This window comes from Hwanghaeella sp., assembly GCF_965227365.1.
Classification (GTDB): Bacteria; Pseudomonadota; Alphaproteobacteria; order UBA8366; family Aestuariispiraceae; genus Hwanghaeella.
Genome location: NZ_OZ245754.1, coordinates 4,462,310 through 4,477,254, shown reverse-complemented (window position 1 = coordinate 4,477,254; position 14,945 = coordinate 4,462,310). Strand labels below are relative to the sequence as shown.

15 protein-coding genes are annotated in these 14,945 nt (G+C 63.9%); 7 read left to right on the top strand and 8 right to left on the bottom strand.

All coding sequences use genetic code 11. The annotated features are described in order from the left end of the window. Positions 1–75: 75 nt before the first annotated feature. A complete protein-coding gene (locus tag ACQK2G_RS20455; protein WP_425406885.1) occupies positions 76–519 on the top strand; it encodes a DUF4864 domain-containing protein in 444 nt (147 codons plus the stop codon). Positions 520–642: 123 nt separating this feature from the next. Then, complete coding sequence (gene gpt, locus ACQK2G_RS20450; RefSeq protein ID WP_425406884.1) at positions 643–1,125, top strand: xanthine phosphoribosyltransferase; 483 nt, start codon at positions 643–645, stop codon at positions 1,123–1,125. A gap of 34 nt (positions 1,126–1,159) precedes the next feature. On the opposite strand, the gene ACQK2G_RS20445 is transcribed toward gpt, so the two are convergent. The 7 genes from ACQK2G_RS20445 to ACQK2G_RS20415 form a co-directional block, all read right to left on the bottom strand. Next, positions 1,160–2,017 carry an ABC transporter permease gene (locus tag ACQK2G_RS20445; RefSeq protein WP_425406883.1) on the bottom strand — a complete coding sequence of 286 codons (858 nt, stop codon included), beginning with the start codon at positions 2,015–2,017 and terminating at the stop codon, positions 1,160–1,162. After that, a complete protein-coding gene (locus ACQK2G_RS20440) occupies positions 2,014–2,967 on the bottom strand; it encodes an ABC transporter permease (RefSeq protein ID WP_425406882.1) in 954 nt (317 codons plus the stop codon). Before ACQK2G_RS20440 ends, ACQK2G_RS20445 begins: the two co-directional genes overlap by 4 nt. Positions 2,968–3,064: 97 nt before the next feature. After that, entirely contained in the window at positions 3,065–4,543 is a 1,479-nt protein-coding gene (locus tag ACQK2G_RS20435) for an ABC transporter substrate-binding protein (RefSeq protein ID WP_425406881.1), read from the bottom strand. 168 nt (positions 4,544–4,711) lie between these two features. Continuing rightward, positions 4,712–5,725, bottom strand: a complete 1,014-nt coding sequence (locus tag ACQK2G_RS20430) for a methyltransferase (RefSeq protein WP_425406880.1) — start codon at positions 5,723–5,725, stop codon at positions 4,712–4,714. A gap of 114 nt (positions 5,726–5,839) precedes the next feature. Then, positions 5,840–6,844: a P1 family peptidase gene (locus ACQK2G_RS20425; protein ID WP_425406879.1), complete on the bottom strand. Its 1,005-nt coding sequence runs from the start codon at positions 6,842–6,844 to the stop codon at positions 5,840–5,842. 90 nt (positions 6,845–6,934) lie between these two features. Beyond that, positions 6,935–8,287: a sensor histidine kinase gene (locus ACQK2G_RS20420; protein ID WP_425406878.1), complete on the bottom strand. Its 1,353-nt coding sequence runs from the start codon at positions 8,285–8,287 to the stop codon at positions 6,935–6,937. 180 nt (positions 8,288–8,467) lie between these two features. Then, on the bottom strand, positions 8,468–9,232 hold the full coding sequence (locus tag ACQK2G_RS20415; protein WP_425406877.1) for a TVP38/TMEM64 family protein: 765 nt from the start codon (positions 9,230–9,232) through the stop codon (positions 8,468–8,470). 412 nt (positions 9,233–9,644) lie between these two features. On the opposite strand from ACQK2G_RS20415, the gene rpmH reads away from it, so the two are divergent. The 5 genes from rpmH to argB all read left to right on the top strand — a co-directional run bounded on the left by rpmH (position 9,645) and on the right by argB (position 13,832). Further along, the gene (rpmH, locus tag ACQK2G_RS20410; protein ID WP_425406876.1) at positions 9,645–9,779 is read left to right on the top strand and encodes a 50S ribosomal protein L34; all 135 of its coding nucleotides are present in this window, start codon (positions 9,645–9,647) and stop codon (positions 9,777–9,779) included. Between the two features lie 3 nt (positions 9,780–9,782). Beyond that, entirely contained in the window at positions 9,783–10,232 is a 450-nt protein-coding gene (gene rnpA / locus ACQK2G_RS20405) for a ribonuclease P protein component (RefSeq protein ID WP_425406875.1), read from the top strand. 50 nt (positions 10,233–10,282) lie between these two features. Then, on the top strand, positions 10,283–12,073 hold the full coding sequence (yidC, locus tag ACQK2G_RS20400; RefSeq protein ID WP_425406874.1) for a membrane protein insertase YidC: 1,791 nt from the start codon (positions 10,283–10,285) through the stop codon (positions 12,071–12,073). A 49-nt stretch (positions 12,074–12,122) separates the two neighbouring features. Beyond that, positions 12,123–12,794: a ribosome biogenesis GTP-binding protein YihA/YsxC gene (yihA, locus tag ACQK2G_RS20395; protein WP_425406873.1), complete on the top strand. Its 672-nt coding sequence runs from the start codon at positions 12,123–12,125 to the stop codon at positions 12,792–12,794. Between the two features lie 84 nt (positions 12,795–12,878). Further along, a complete protein-coding gene (gene argB / locus ACQK2G_RS20390; protein ID WP_425406872.1) occupies positions 12,879–13,832 on the top strand; it encodes an acetylglutamate kinase in 954 nt (317 codons plus the stop codon). A 21-nt stretch (positions 13,833–13,853) separates the two neighbouring features. Here argB and ACQK2G_RS20385 read toward each other — a convergent pair whose 3' ends face one another. Continuing rightward, positions 13,854–14,888, bottom strand: coding sequence for an NAD(P)/FAD-dependent oxidoreductase (locus tag ACQK2G_RS20385; RefSeq protein ID WP_425406871.1), 1,035 nt, complete (start codon positions 14,886–14,888; stop codon positions 13,854–13,856). Positions 14,889–14,945 lie beyond the last annotated feature (57 nt).

Genomic DNA, 14,945 nt, shown 5'->3' with positions numbered 1-14,945 from the left:
CGTATCGGATTAAAGGGAACGCGCCCGAACCCAAGGGCGCGCACTCCCTCTCCGACCAGGACAAGGGGAACGGTCATGAAGCGGATTTCCGCGTTTTCCCGTCTATCTATCCTCACCCTCTTCGCGGTGGCGCTGATGGTTGCGCCACAGGCCGGACAGGCACAGTCCGCCGATACGAGAACCGCGGTCACGGCGGTGATCCAAAGCCAACTCGATGCCTTCAGGCGCGATGACGGGCCCGGCGCCTACAGCCACGCGGCGCCGAATATCCAATCGATCTTCCCGACCGTCGGCGTCTTCATGCAGATGGTGCGGCGCGGATACGGCTTCCTGATCGATCCGGCGGCCGTCGAATTCCTGGATATCCGGACGGAAGCCGGAACGCTCTATCAGGCCGTGCGCGTCATCGGCCGGGACGGCGTCCGCCGCATCGCGATCTATCAGATGGAGCGCCAGGAAGACGGAAGCTGGAAGATCGCCGGCGTCTTTATCACCGAAGACCCCGCCGCGGCTGTCTGAGGCGCGCCGATCCCGGATCGCCTCTTTCCGGCGCAATACCGCGCTCCGCAACGGTTTGCTGCTTTTCATCCTCCTGCAACCGGTCTATCTAACCCGCCGGCAACAATCCGCGGAGGCGAAGCGATGGTCGATGAGAAGGGTATGGATTTCCCGGTTTCCTGGGACGAGCTACACCGGACGGCACGGGCTCTCGCCTATCGTCTCGACTCGTTGGGTCCCTTCAAGGGCATCGTCGCGATCACGCGCGGCGGCCTCGTTCCCGCGGCGATCGTCGCGCGGGAACTGGAAGTCCGCCTCGTCGATACGGTCTGCATCTCCACCTATAATCACAAGGATATGGGTGAGGCGAATATCCTGAAGGGCATCGACGGCGATGGTGACGGATGGCTGATCATCGACGATCTGGTCGATACGGGCAAAACCGCCAAGATCGTGCGGGAAATGCTGCCCAAGGCCCATTTCGCCACCGTCTATGCCAAGCCCGCCGGGCGCCCGCTGGTCGACACTTTCGTCACGGAAGTGTCGCAGGATACCTGGATCCTCTTCCCCTGGGACGTGGAACTCGCCTATGCCAAGCCGATCCGGGCGCGCAGCGGCGGCAAGTAACCGGGCCGGTTCGCAAACCGTTACACCGTGAGTCTCAGCCGGATCGCATGATGCGCAGCCGCGGGTCCAGTACGTCCCGCAAGCCGTCGCCCAGCAGGTTCAGGCCCAGCACCGTCACCATGATCGCGGCGCCGGGCACGACCGCCTGCATCGGATGGGTGAACATCAGGGTCTGCGCGTCGTTCAGCATCTTGCCCCAGCTCGGATCCGGCGGCTGCACGCCCAGGCCCAGATAGCTCAGCCCCGCCTCCGCCAGAATCGCGACCGCGAACTGGATCGTCGCCTGTACGATGATGGCGCTGGCCGCATTGGGCAGGACATGGGTAAAGGCGATCGAAACCGGCGTCCGGCCGATCGCGGCGGCCGCGGTGACGAATTGCCGTCCCATCACATGCAATGCCGCGCCGCGGGTGACGCGGGCGAAGACGGCGATGTTGAAAATCCCTACCGCCAGGATGGCATTGGTGACGCCGGGTCCGTACAGGGCGGCGATCAGCACCGCGGTCAGGATCGCCGGGAAGGCGAAGATCAGGTCGGACAGGCGCATCACCGCGTCGACCGAGAGGCCCTTGCGCATGGCGGCGTAAAGACCGGCCGGCACGCCGACGGCCAGGCCGATCCCGACCGCGACGACGCCCATCAGCAGGGCGTTCTGCGCGCCTTTCATCAGCATCGACAGCAGGTCGCGCCCCAGCGAATCCGTGCCCAGCCAATGCGCGGCGGAGGGCGCCTGCAGCCGTTCAGCGATGGAAACCGTGTCGGTCGGATAGGGCGTGCCGTAAAGCGCGGCGAGGCCGGTCAGGCAGATCATGCCGGTCAGCAAGCCGCCCAGGATCAGGTTCGGCCGGCGCAGGGCCTTGTCCAGCGGCGAGCGTCCCGCGCGCGCGTTCATCGATGCGCCTCCCCATGCGGGCGCGGGTCGATCAGCGCATAGGCCAGATCGACGGCGAAATTCACCAGCACGACCAGGGCCGCCAGCAGCAGGATGATGTTCTGCACCACGACCAGGTCGCGCTGGAAGATCGCCTGCAGGATCAACCGGCCGAGGCCGGGCAGGTAGAAGACGTTCTCGACCACGACCGCGCCGGCGATCAGGAAGGCGAATTGCAGCCCCATGATGGTGACGACCGGCAGCAGCATGTTGCGCATCACGTGACGGAACAGCACGGCCGTCTTGCTCAAACCCTTGGCGCGCGCGGTGCGGACATAGTCTTCCCGATAAACGTCCAGTGTCGCGGAGCGGACGACGCGGGACAGGATCGCCGCTTCCGACAGGGCGAGGGCCAGGGCCGGCAGCAGCAGGGATTTCAGCGCCGGGCCCCAGCCATCCGCCCAGGGCGCGAATCCACCGGCCTGGAACCAGTGCAGCTGCACCGCGAAGACCAGGATCAGCAGGATGCCGAACCAGAAATTCGGGATCGCCAGGCCCAGTTGCGAAAAGCCCATGACCAGGTAATCGCCGGGCCGGTTACGGTTCACCGCCGCGAACACGCCGAAGGGCAGGGCGACGGCGACCGCCATCACGAAGGCCATCACCGCCAGCGGCACGGTGACCTGCAGGCGTTCCAGCACCAGTTCCGCGACCGGCACGCCATAGGTCATGCTCTGGCCGAAATCCGCATGCATCACGCCGGTGATCCAGTCGAAATAACGGATCAAGGGGGATTCGTTGAGGCCGAGTTCCTTGCGCAGCGCGGCGAGCGATTCCGGTGTCGCGCCGACGCCCAGCATGATTTCCGCCGGGTCGCCCGGCAGCACGGACAGCACCACGAAAACCAGCAGCGAGGCGGCGAGCAGGGCGGCCGCCAGATTGAACGCGCGGTGAGCGAGATAGGACAGCATCAGGCGCGCCCTTCAACCCCCCTTGTTTTCACGGGAAAACCGCCCCGGTCCGCAGCGGAGTCCGCACGGGCCTCCGCATTGGCCGGGACGTGAAACCCTATCGCCAATGGACGCCGGTGACGTCGTTGGCCTGGATCGGCGCGTTTTCCCAAAGGCCTTCCAGCTTCTCGGAACGGACCCCGGTTTTGGCCAGCTGGAACAGGAAGACATTGGCGGTGTCCTCGGCCAGGATCCGCTGCGCTTTCCGATACAGTTCCGTGCGCTTTTCCTCGTCAGCCGTATCACGAATTTCGTCCATCACCGCGTTGAAGGCATCGGACTGATAGCCGAAATAATAATCCGCGCGGGTGTAGATTCCGATATCCAGCGGCTCGGTATGGGAGACGATGGTCAGGTCGAAATCATGATCGCCCTTGAACACGTCCGACAGCCACTGGCCCCATTCCACATTCACCAGCTCGGTCTCGATTCCGACGGCGCGCAGCTGGGCGGCGATGATTTCCCCGCCGCGCCGGGCATAGGAGGGCGGCGGCAGTTTCATCACCAGTTTCAGCCCCTCCGCATGCCCCGCCTCGGCCAGCAGCGCCTTGGCCTTTTCCGGGTCGTGCGGCGCGGTGCCGGTCAGGTCGATATAGGCCGGGTTGTGCGGCGCGAAATGCGACCCGATCGGGGTGCCGAAACCGAACATGGCCCCGTCGACGATCGCCTGCTTGTCCACCGCATGGGCGATGGCGCGGCGAACCTTTGGATCCTTGAACAGATCGCGGCGCTGATTCAGGACCAGCAGGGTTTCCCCTTCCGTTGTGCCGACGACGACCTTGTAGCGCGGATCCGCCTCGAACTGGCCGAGGGTTTCCGGGGCGCCGATATTCGGCATCGCGTCGACATCGCCGGCCAGCAGCGCCGCGACCTGGGCGGAGGCGTCGGGGATGAATTTGAAGGTGACCGTCTTCAAGGCGGGCGCCGTGCCCCAATAGCCGTCCCGGCGGGTCAGGACCACGCTGTCGCCCTTGGTCCAGCGCGTCACGGCGAACGGCCCGGTGCCGACCGGTTTGGTCTTGTTGTCTTCGGCGCTGGCGGGATCGACGATGATCGCGTCGCCCCAGCCCATGTTCCACAGGAAATTGCCTTCCGGCTGCGTCAGGGTGACGACCACGGTTTTCGGATCCGGCGCCTCGACCGAGGCGATGGCGGCGAACAGCCCCTTCTGCGCATTGGTCGAGTCTTCCGCCCGGGCGCGGTCGAGGGAGAATTTCACGTCGCTGGAATCGAAGGCGGCCCCGTCATGGAAGGTGACCCCGTCGCGCAGGGTGAACGTATAGGTCAGACGATCGTCGGAAATCGTCCAGTCCTTCGCAAGGCCGGGCCGCACCGCGCCGTTCTGGTCGATCCGCGTCAGGCCTTCGAACACATTCGCATAGACGATCTCGTCGATCGCCGCCGCCGCGCCGGCCGTCGGGTCCAGATGGGGCGGCTCCAGGCCGACACCCAAGGTCAGTGTGTCTTTTGCGGCGGCCGCGCCGCCCGTCAGAATCAGTGCCGCAGCCAGGACCAGCCCGTAACGATTACTGCGCATCACATACCCTCCCGTATCACGCAGCGGACGGGCAGGCGCCTGATGCCCCCGCCATTCCGCCTCGGCCGGACATCACGATATCCGGCTGAGGGCATCATACCCAAACCGTAAGGGCGGAAAAGAGAATCCGGGGCGGGGCGCGGCGGAGGTTCCGGCGCGCCCGTCCGGTCAGCGCGGGCGAATGCCCTTGGCCAGCATGGTCATCGCGGGGATCATCGGGTCGACCGATACCGCGTCGAAACCGGCTTCGGCGAGGCGGGTCGCCAGCCATTCGTCGTCGAGCGACCGCGCCTGCGGCGTGAAGGCCGTATGCTGAAGCTGCCACAGGGCCGCATTCTTCGGCCCGGTCCGGTCGGCATGCACGACGAAATCGTGAATCATCACGATGCCGCCGGGATTGAGGCAGTCGAACGCCTGTTTGATCAGCCGCTCATGTTCCGTATCCGGCACGCCGGAGAACAGATAGGACATCAGAATGGCGTCCTGCTCCTTCGGCCAGACGGTTTCCAGCGCATTGCCGTCGATATAGCGGATCTTGTCGGCCAGGCCCGCTTCCGAGACGTAATTGCGCCCCAGCTTGGCGACGTTCGGGAAATCGATGACGGTCGCCTTCAGATTCGGGAAGGCGTTGCACAGCGTGATCGAATAGGCGCCGGTGCCGCCGCCGACATCAAGAAGCGACGACGCCTCGGACAGGTCGATCTGCCGCGCCAGGCCCCGCGCCGGGCCCAGGGAGCCTGCATGCTGGCTCTCGGAATAGATCCGCGCCTGTTCCGGGTCGGAGAACCATTGCGCGTAGGAGCCGGTCGCGCCATCCGGCAACTCGTCGACCAGGGCGTCCTCGATTTGATCCAGCAGGGAATACATCTGCCGGTCGACCTGCAGCCGCAGGTAATCGCCGAAATCGTATTTCGCGCCTTTGACCAGGAAGTCTTCCGCCGCGGGCGAGTTGGAGAACTTCCCGTCCTCCACCGCGACCAGACCCAACCCAGCCAACGCGGTCAGCAGCGTCTGCGCGCGCTCCGCGTCGAGAGCGGTCACCTCTGCCAATTCCTCCGCCGTTCGCGGGGCACCCGACAGATGGGTGAAAACCTTGTTGTGAAGCGCCGCGAAAAGCGCCTTGGATCCCATGAATCCGAATGCAATGTTCGATATGTCCTCCGCGCGGGTCAGGACCGACATGCCGTACACCTCGTATTTTTGTTGCGATGCAGCATGTTAACGCCCGCCCGGTGAGGTGTCACCCCAAGGGAGGGGTTTTCTCAACAGGTCAAAAAAATTTAACAGAAAAATCAGTTATTTAGTGTCTGGAAAGGCTGTTATCCCATTGAGGGAACTGGCCGAAACAACGGCCCGGCCAACCGCCCGGGTGACCGCATCCGCGGTCAGGGTCCCCAAATGCGACAGCAGGTCGGGGGATACCGTGCCCGTCTTGCCGTCGGTTGCCGCCAGACTGAACAGCAGGTCGCCGTCGAACGGGGTATGGATCGGGTGAATCGCGCGGGCCAGCCCGTCATGCCCCATGATGGCGAGGCGTTCGGCCTGGGCAACGGTCATCGGCGCATCCGTGGCGATGACGCCGATGGTGGTGTTTTCCCCGGCGCGGCGATGCCGTTTGGTGACATAGGCCCCGCCGGTCGGCACCGGCTTGGGCGGTTCGACACCGAATTCGCCCGCCAGTTCGAAAGGCCAGGCCCATAATCCGGACCCGTCCGGCGTGACCGGGGACCCGACCGAATTCACCGCGATCAGGGCGCCGACCGTGTAACCGCTTTCCGGATCGACCGCCGAGGCGCTGCCCAGGCCGCCCTTCACAGGGCCGGCAATGGCGCCGTATCCCGCGCCCGCATTGCCGAGGGCGAAGGCCTCGCCGGCGGCGTCGCAAGCGGCCTTGCCCAAGCGGCGATAGGGCGGATCGCCGTCCCAGGCCTTGTTTCCGCCATTGGCCAGGTCGAACAGGATTGCCGCCGGCACGATCGGAACCGAATGACCGGCTACCTTGAAGCCATGGCCACGCATCGACAGCCAGGCCTGAACCCCGCCGGCCGCATCCAGGCCGAAGGCGGACCCGCCGCTCAACACCACCGCATTCGCTCGGTCGACCAGGGTGCCGGGTTTGAGGGCATCCGTTTCCCGCGTGCCCGGTGCGCCGCCGCGCGTATCGACCGCCGCGATGGCGCCCTCGCCCTGCGTCAGCACCACCGTGACGCCGGTGGCGACATCGACGTCTTCCGCATTGCCGACCGAAAGGCCGGGGACATCGGTGATCAGGTTCAGTTTACCGGGTCGTACCGCCGCCATCGCGCCCGACGCTCCTCAAGAAAGATATTGAAACAGGCGCAACCATGTCCCGCCCGGGGCGGCAAGGCAATTGTGGATCAATCCGCCCCGCTAGACGGCAGCCCGATCGGGGATGATCAGGCGGAAGGTGGTGCCGGAGCCGCTGGTCTGGTGCAATTCCAAATCCCCGCCGTGTCCGCGCAGCAATTCCCGCGCGATGGCGAGGCCCAGCCCGGTGCCCCCTGCCCGTGTCGACCCCTTGAAGGGTTTGAACAGGTTTTCTTGCGCCCGGGGCGGCAGGCCCGGTCCGTCGTCGGAAATATCGACCACCGTGGCGCCGTCGCCCCGGCGGGCAGAAACCTCGATTGCCTGGGCGCCGGCCTGGACCGCATTTCGGATGAGGTTGGAAAAGGCCCGGTAGAGCTGGTCGCGGTCCGCCTCGATCAACTGGCCTTTCACCGTGTCGGCGGTGAGGGCGACGCCATCAACCTCCTTGCCGCACACTTCGTCCAGCAAATCGTCCAGGGCGAAACGGCTGCGATTCAGGCTGGGGCTTTCCTGGCCGACATAATTCAGCGTCTGGCTGCACATGGCGATCGCCCGGTCGATCGAGGAGATCAGCGTCGGCGCGATCCGCCGCACTTCCGGATCATCGGATTCCTCCAGCCGGTCGAAGACCAGGATGGCTCGGGAGAGGATGCCCTTCAGGTCGTGGTTGATCTTGGCGACCGCCGTGCCCAGCGCGGCCAGATGCTCCTTCTGCTGCAGGGCCATGCGCAACCCGTCCTGCATCGAGGCCAGTTCCCGTTCCGCGACACCGACTTCGTCCTTGCGCTCGGTCGGTGTGATGATCCGGGTCGCGTCCTCCGGATTGTCGCGGAACGCGGTCATATTGGCGGTGATGCGCCGCAGCGGGCGGATCAGAATCCAGTGCAGCGCCAGGAAGACCAGACTGGCCGTGATCATCGATATGACCAGCGACAACAGGAAGATGCGCCAGCCGAAATCGAGCAAAGCGGCGGAGATCGGCGTTTCGTCGATGACGAGTTCGATCTCCGCATCCATGTCCTTCGGACTATAGCCGATGACCCGCAATACGCGGTCGCGCCGCACGATCATCGTGTCCAGGGCGCCGGAGATCATGTCGACGGGGGATAGTTCCTCCAACCGGATGGTGCTGTCGACCATACGGGGATTGTCTTCCATCAGGGTCAGTTTCATGCCGCTGCGGCGCACCGAAATCGCATGTGCGCCGACGAAATCCAGCAATTGCTGCTTCAATTTGTCCGAAACGATGCCGTCTGGCGTGGCGTCGAGGGCCAGAATGGCAAGATGCGCGTCGCCGATCCGCTGCACCATGTAGTCCTGCCGGAACCGGGCGACCGAGGGCAGGAAGATCAGCACTTCCGCCAGCATTACGAAAACGACGGTCAGGACGAGAACCCGGGAGGACAGGCTATGCATGGCATCCGTCCGGATGCGGTGCCGTGAACGGGCGTTGTTTTCTCTGGTCCGTCATGGACTTACGCGCCGGCCGCAATGGGCTTCCCCGTTGAATATCGGGAACAAACGTGAGGACGTCGCCGTCGATGTGCAAGACCTAAACGTGTTCCGGCGGGTGGGAAAGGCACCGGCGCTTGCCGATCATCCGCCGGCGGATTTCTTCGAAAACCGTCGGACGAGAACCGGCACCAGCGCCAAAACGGCGAGGCCGACCATCCCGATTACCAGTTCGGGCGACAGGATCCCGGTCAGGGAGAGTTCCGCGTCGGAAGCCAGGATTTCCCCCAAACCGGCGCCGAAAACCGCGTAGACGGCGGTGCCCGGTATGATACCGATCAGGGTCGCTAGGGTGTAGGTGCGCAGGGAGACGCCGAGGAAGGCCGGCACGATATTGACGATGAAGAAGGGAAAGGCCGGTACGAGGCGCAGGAACAGCAGGTAGCTCAACTCGTTTTCATGGAAACCGGACTGAAGCTTGGACAGCCAGGGTCCCGCCTTGGCGCGCAGGATATCCGAAAGCGCGGTCCGCGCCGCCAGGAAGATGCCGACCGCGCCGAGTGTCGCAGCCAGAACCACATAGACGGTGCCGACGACCGCACCGAACAGGAAGCCGCCGATCAGGGTCAGCAGCGAGGCGCCGGGTACCGAAACCGCCACCGCCGCCGCATAGATCAGGATGAAGACCAGGGCGGACAAGAGATGATGTTCCGCCACGGTGTCGATCAGCCATTGCCGGTTCTCACGCAGAACTTCGAAGGAGAGAAACCGGTCCAGATCGAAAACGAAGACGGCGAGAAAGCACAGGACGATTACCGCCAGCGGGGCGAACCGCCAGGGCGATTTTCCGGACGCGGTCTCTTTCGCGGTTTGTCCCGGTTCCGCACGATGTTCTGCAATCTCGCTCACGTCATTCCGCCTTGGATCGGTTGTCACAATTACCTGTCCCGTTTCCCGGCCCGGTTCGGCCCGATACCCCTGCATCGCTCCGATATCTAAGGTCGGCAGGGTTGAGGGATGATTTAGAGGTGATGTAGAACAGGGGGCCGATCACCACCATTCAAGCGTCCGTGATTGCGCGAACCGACCTGGCGCGCCGGTTTCGGCTTGATCTGCGTTGACTTGGTCCTTGCCCCGCACTATACACCGGCGTCGTTTTCAAGGGTACGGCGGGCCCGAATGGGCCGGACGCCGCGTTTCTGCGTCTGTCGCAGGGCCGGGTCAGACCGTCCTGAAAGCTACGAGAAAGCAAGAGAGTTTAGCGATCCTCCCGGGTCCGCGGGCTTCGGCCCGGTTCGGCGAGGACTGTAGGAGAAGAACGGTGAAACGTACCTTTCAGCCCAGCCGCTTGATCCGCAAGCGCCGCCACGGTTTCCGCTCGCGCATGGCCACCACCGGCGGCCGCCGCGTGCTCGCCAACCGCCGCGCCAAGGGCCGTAAGCGTCTGTCTGCGTAAGTGATGACCCGGCCCGCCGTCGAGAGATTGAAGCGACGGGCCGAGTTTGTCGCTCTTTCCCGCGCCAAACGCAGCACTGCGCAGCCGGGATTGGTCTTGCAGGCGGCGAAGCGGCGTGATCTGCCCGGTTCGGACAGGCCGGGTCTGTCCGACACATCGGTCCGGATCGGCTTCACGGCCAGCAAGAAAGTCGGCGGCGCGGTTCAGCGGAACCGCGCGAAACGTCGTTTGCGCGCCTTGGCCGATGAGGTCCTGGTGCCGCATGCGAAACGCGGCGTCGACTACGTCCTGATCGCCAGGGCGGGAACGCTCGACAGGCGGTACGGCGATCTGCGCACGGATATGGAAAAGGCCATGAAGCGCCTCAAAGTCTGGTCTTCCACGGACGATCCGAATTCCGCGGCGAAAGCCGATCACGCTTCGCGGCACGACCGCCGCGCATCATCCGAATAAGACGGCTGGCGGGTTACACCGCTGCCAAGTTAGGGGCTGACTGAGGGATCATGGACGGCGACAACAAGAAAAACCTGATACTGGCGATCGCATTGTCCGCGATCATCATGATCGGCTGGCAGTTCTTCTTCGCGATCCCCGAACAGGAAGCACGGATCGCCGCCGAACAGCAGCAGGCCGCCCAGCGAGCCCAGTCCGGCGCGAACGAATCCGCCCAGCCGAAAATCGGCGCGGAAGTGCCGAAGGAAATCCAGTCGGTCGCCGGTTTCCCGAAGGCCCGCGCGGATGTGCTGAACGATACGCCGCGGGTCGAGATCAAGACCGACCGCCTCAGCGGGTCCATCTCCCTCAAAGGCGCGCGGATCGACGATCTGGTCCTGCGGAACTACCGCGAGACGGTCGAGGACGATAGCGCCAATATCGTGCTGCTGAACCCGGCCGGGACGGAAAAGCCCTATCACGCCGAGTTCGGCTGGCTCGGTCAGAAGGGCGACGTGCCGAACCGGAACACGGTTTGGGAAGCCGACAAGCAGACCCTGACTGCGAACGACCCGGTTACGCTGAGCTGGACGAATGACGCCGGTGTGCGGTTCGAACAGGTCATCACGCTGGACAAGAATTTCATGTTCACGATCCAGCAGCGCGTGGTGAACGAGGCGGGCGAGGTTCTGACCGTTTCGCCCTATGGCGTGATCTCCCGTACCGGAACGCCGGATATTCTCGGCTTCTACATCCTGCACGAGGGCATGATCGGCGTTTTCGACGAGGTGCTCGAGGAAGTCGACTATTCCGACCTGATCGAGGACGGGTTGGTCAAACCGGCCCAGAAGCAGTCGACGACCGGCGGCTGGCTCGGCATCACCGACAAATACTGGCTGACCGCCTTGGTTCCGGATGCCGGCGAGACCGTGCAGACCAGTTTCACGGGCGACCGCGCGAACAACCGCGACCGCTATCAGGCCGATTTCCTGACCGACGCCAAATCCATTGCGCCCGGCGAGACCCTGGAAGTGACGAACCGTCTGTTCGCCGGGGCCAAGGAAACCGTGCTGCTGGACAGCTATCAGGACAATCTCGGCATTTCGAATTTCGACCTGGCGGTCGACTTCGGCTGGTTCTACTGGCTGACGAAGCCGATCTTCTACGGCATCCATTTCCTGAATGGCGTTCTGGGCAATTTCGGCCTGGCGATCCTGGCCCTGACTCTGGGCATCAAGCTTCTGTTCTTCCCGCTGGCCAACAAGTCCTACCGCTCCATGAGCAAGATGAAGCTGCTTCAGCCCAAGATGATGGATCTGAAGGAGCGCTATGGCGACGACCGTCAGAAGCTGAACATGGAGATGATGGAACTGTACAAGAAGGAAAAGGTGAACCCGCTGTCGGGCTGTTTGCCGATCCTGCTGCAGATTCCGGTCTTCTTCGCGCTCTACAAGGTGCTGTTCGTCACCATCGAAATGCGCCACGCGCCCTTCTACGGCTGGATCAACGATCTCAGCGCGCCGGACCCGCTGGGTCTGCTGGAAGGTTTCGGCATGTTCCCCTGGGAAGTCCCGGCCGCGCTGGCGATCGTCAATATCGGGATCTGGCCCCTCATCATGGGCCTGACCATGTTCCTGCAGCAGAAGCTGAACCCGGCCCCGGCCGACCCGATTCAGGCCAAGGTCTTCATGTTCATGCCGATCATGTTCACCTTCATCCTGGGCGGCTTCCCCGCCGGTCTGGTGATCTACTGGGCTTGGAACAACTCGCTTTCGATCCTGCAGCAATATGTCATCATGCGTCGCATGGGCGTTGCCATCGGCGGCGGCAAGGCGGATACGGGACCGTCCGAAAAGTCCTGACCGGCGCCGCCGTTCAGGCGCGGTCCCGGATCGATCTGGAGGATAGGCCATGGCCGATGCGCCGGCCCCGACAACCGACTACACGGATGAGGAGTTGGAGGCAGGGCGCCTGCTGTTCGCGCGCCCCTGCACCTTCGTCAAAAGCGTCGTGCGCACGGCCGACCTGCCGCCGGACGGGCCGGTCGAGGTTGCCTTCGCGGGGCGGTCCAATGTCGGCAAGTCCAGCCTGCTGAACGCGCTGGTCGGCCAGAACGCCCTGGCGCGGACCAGTAATACGCCGGGTCGGACGCAGGCGTTGAACTATTTCGACCTGGCCGACGGCTCGTTGCTGCTGGTCGACATGCCCGGTTACGGTTTCGCCAAGGCCCCCAAGCATCTGGTCGACGGCTGGAACCAGCTGATCCACGATTATCTGCGCGGACGCCAGTCGCTGCGCCGGCTCTGTGTCCTGATCGATGCACGGCACGGGCTGAAATCCTCCGACATTTCCCTGATGGAAGGGCTCGATTCGGCGGCGGTTTCCTATCAGATCGTGCTGACCAAGCGGGACAAGATCTCCGTTCCCCAACTCGATAAACTTATCGCCGAGATCGCGGTCACCTTGAAGAAACATCCGGCCGCGATCCCGACCGTCCTCGCGACATCGTCGCGCAAGGGGCTCGGCATGGCGGAATTGCGGGCCGAGCTTGCAATGCTGGCGGCCCCCGCAGTGAGTGATTAAACTCTGGGCCGTCCGCCCGGCGACGATGAAACAGGGCGGCCGTAACAAGACAGGTTGGTTTTTACGAATAGTCGGGGGGCGCGCATGAGCGAACACAACAAGGACGATCTGGCTCACAAGCAGGAGCACAAATCACGCCGCCGTCTGGAATGGCTTGCCCAAGCGGGCATCCTGACCGAAGCGCTTCCCTATATGCGCCGCTACAACGATGAAACCGTGGTCATCAAATACGGCGGCCACGCCATGGGGAACGACGAATTGGCGAAGCTGTTCGCCCGCGATGTCGTCCTGCTCAAGCAATGCGGCATCAATCCTATCGTCGTTCATGGCGGCGGCCCGCAAATCGGCGCCATGCTGGACCGGATGAAGATCAAGTCGGAATTCGTCGACGGCTTGCGTGTCACCGACGGCGAAACGGTCGGGATCGTCGAAATGGTGCTCTGCGGTCAGATCAACAAGGGCATCGCCGCCGCGCTAGCCGAAGCCGGCGGCCGTGGCGTCGGCATCTCCGGCAAGGATGGCGGCTTGATCCGCGCACGCAAGGTCACGCGCACCAAGAAGGATCCAGATTCCAATATAGAGAAGGTGCTGGACCTGGGTTTCGTCGGGGAACCGGAAAAGATCGATCCGACCATCCTGGATGCCTTGCGCTCGACCGACCTGATTCCGGTGATCGCGCCGATCGGCCTGGGCCCGGATGGGGAAACCTTCAACATCAATGCCGATACGGTGGCGGGCGCCATCGCGGGGGCGGTCAACGCCAAGCGCCTGCTTATGCTGACCGATGTGGCCGGTGTGATGGACAAGGAAGGCCATATCATCACCGATATCGATGTCGAGCAGGCAAGCCGCCTGATGGAGGACGGCACGCTGACCGGCGGTATGATTCCGAAGGTGGAAACCTGTATCGATGCCTGCAGCAAGGGGGTCGACGGCGCCGTCATCCTGGACGGCCGCGTGCCGCATGCGATTCTGCTGGAAATGTTCACGGCCCACGGGTCCGGCACGCTGATCCGCCGGCGAAAGGACGCGGCCTGATTTATTCCACGGCCGGGGGCGTCACAGTTGGGTGACGCCCTTGGTCGTCGAATGCTCGAAATGCAGCGCCTGGTCGGGGAAAACCCGGCCATAGGCGTGATGCGCCGCACCGGCGGCATCCGAAAAGCCCTGCAGGATCAGCTTCAACTTGCCCGGATAGTCGGCGATATCGCCGATGGCGTATATGCCCGGCCGATTGGTTTCGCAGGTCGACCGTTCCACGGCGATCTGATGCTTGTGCAGGTCCAGATCCCAGTCGGCGATCGGCCCCAACGTGTTGGCGAGGCCGTAGAAAGGCAGCAGCCTGTCCGCTTCCAGGGATCGTTCCCTGCCGTCCAGGTCCTTCACATGCACGGCGGCAAGTTGCCCCTTCTCACCTTCCAGCCCGGCAAGCTGGAACGGCGTCACCAGGTCGATCGCCCCGGTTCCCGCCAGTTCATGCAACTGCCTGACGCTCTCCGGCGCGGCCCGGAACTTGTCCCGGCGGTGGACGACGTAGACCTTTTCGGCGATCGGGGCCAGGGAGACCGCCCAATCGACCGCGGAATCGCCGCCGCCGCCAATGACGATGCGCCGACCCCGGAAATCCTCCCGCCGTTTGACCAGGTAGAAGACGCTCTTGCCCTCGAATTCCGCAAGCCGGTCGAGCGGCGGGCGGTTCGGGCCGAAGGCGCCGCCGCCGGCGGCGATCAGGATCACCTTACAGGCGATTGTCGTGCCTTTCGATGTCGTGACGGTGAAGCCGGCCTCCGCATCGCCGGCGATGGCGCTGACCTGCTGGCCCAAATGATAGACCGGGTGGAAGGGGGCGGCCTGCTCCTCCAGGTTCGTGATCAGGTCGCCGGCGTCGATCCGGGGAAAACCTGGAATGTCGTAGATCGGCTTTTCCGGATACAGGGCCGTGCACTGGCCGCCGGCCTCGTCCAGGGCGTCGACGACATGTGCCTTGATGCCCAGCATGCCCAGCTGGAAAATGGCGAACAAACCGACGGGTCCGGCGCCGATGATGACGGCGTCGGTTTCGATCGGCGCGGTGGCTGCGGTCTCTGTGCTCATGATGGGTTGGGCGTAGTCCCTGTTGCCGGATTGGTCAATTCGCGGCTTTCGGTCGCC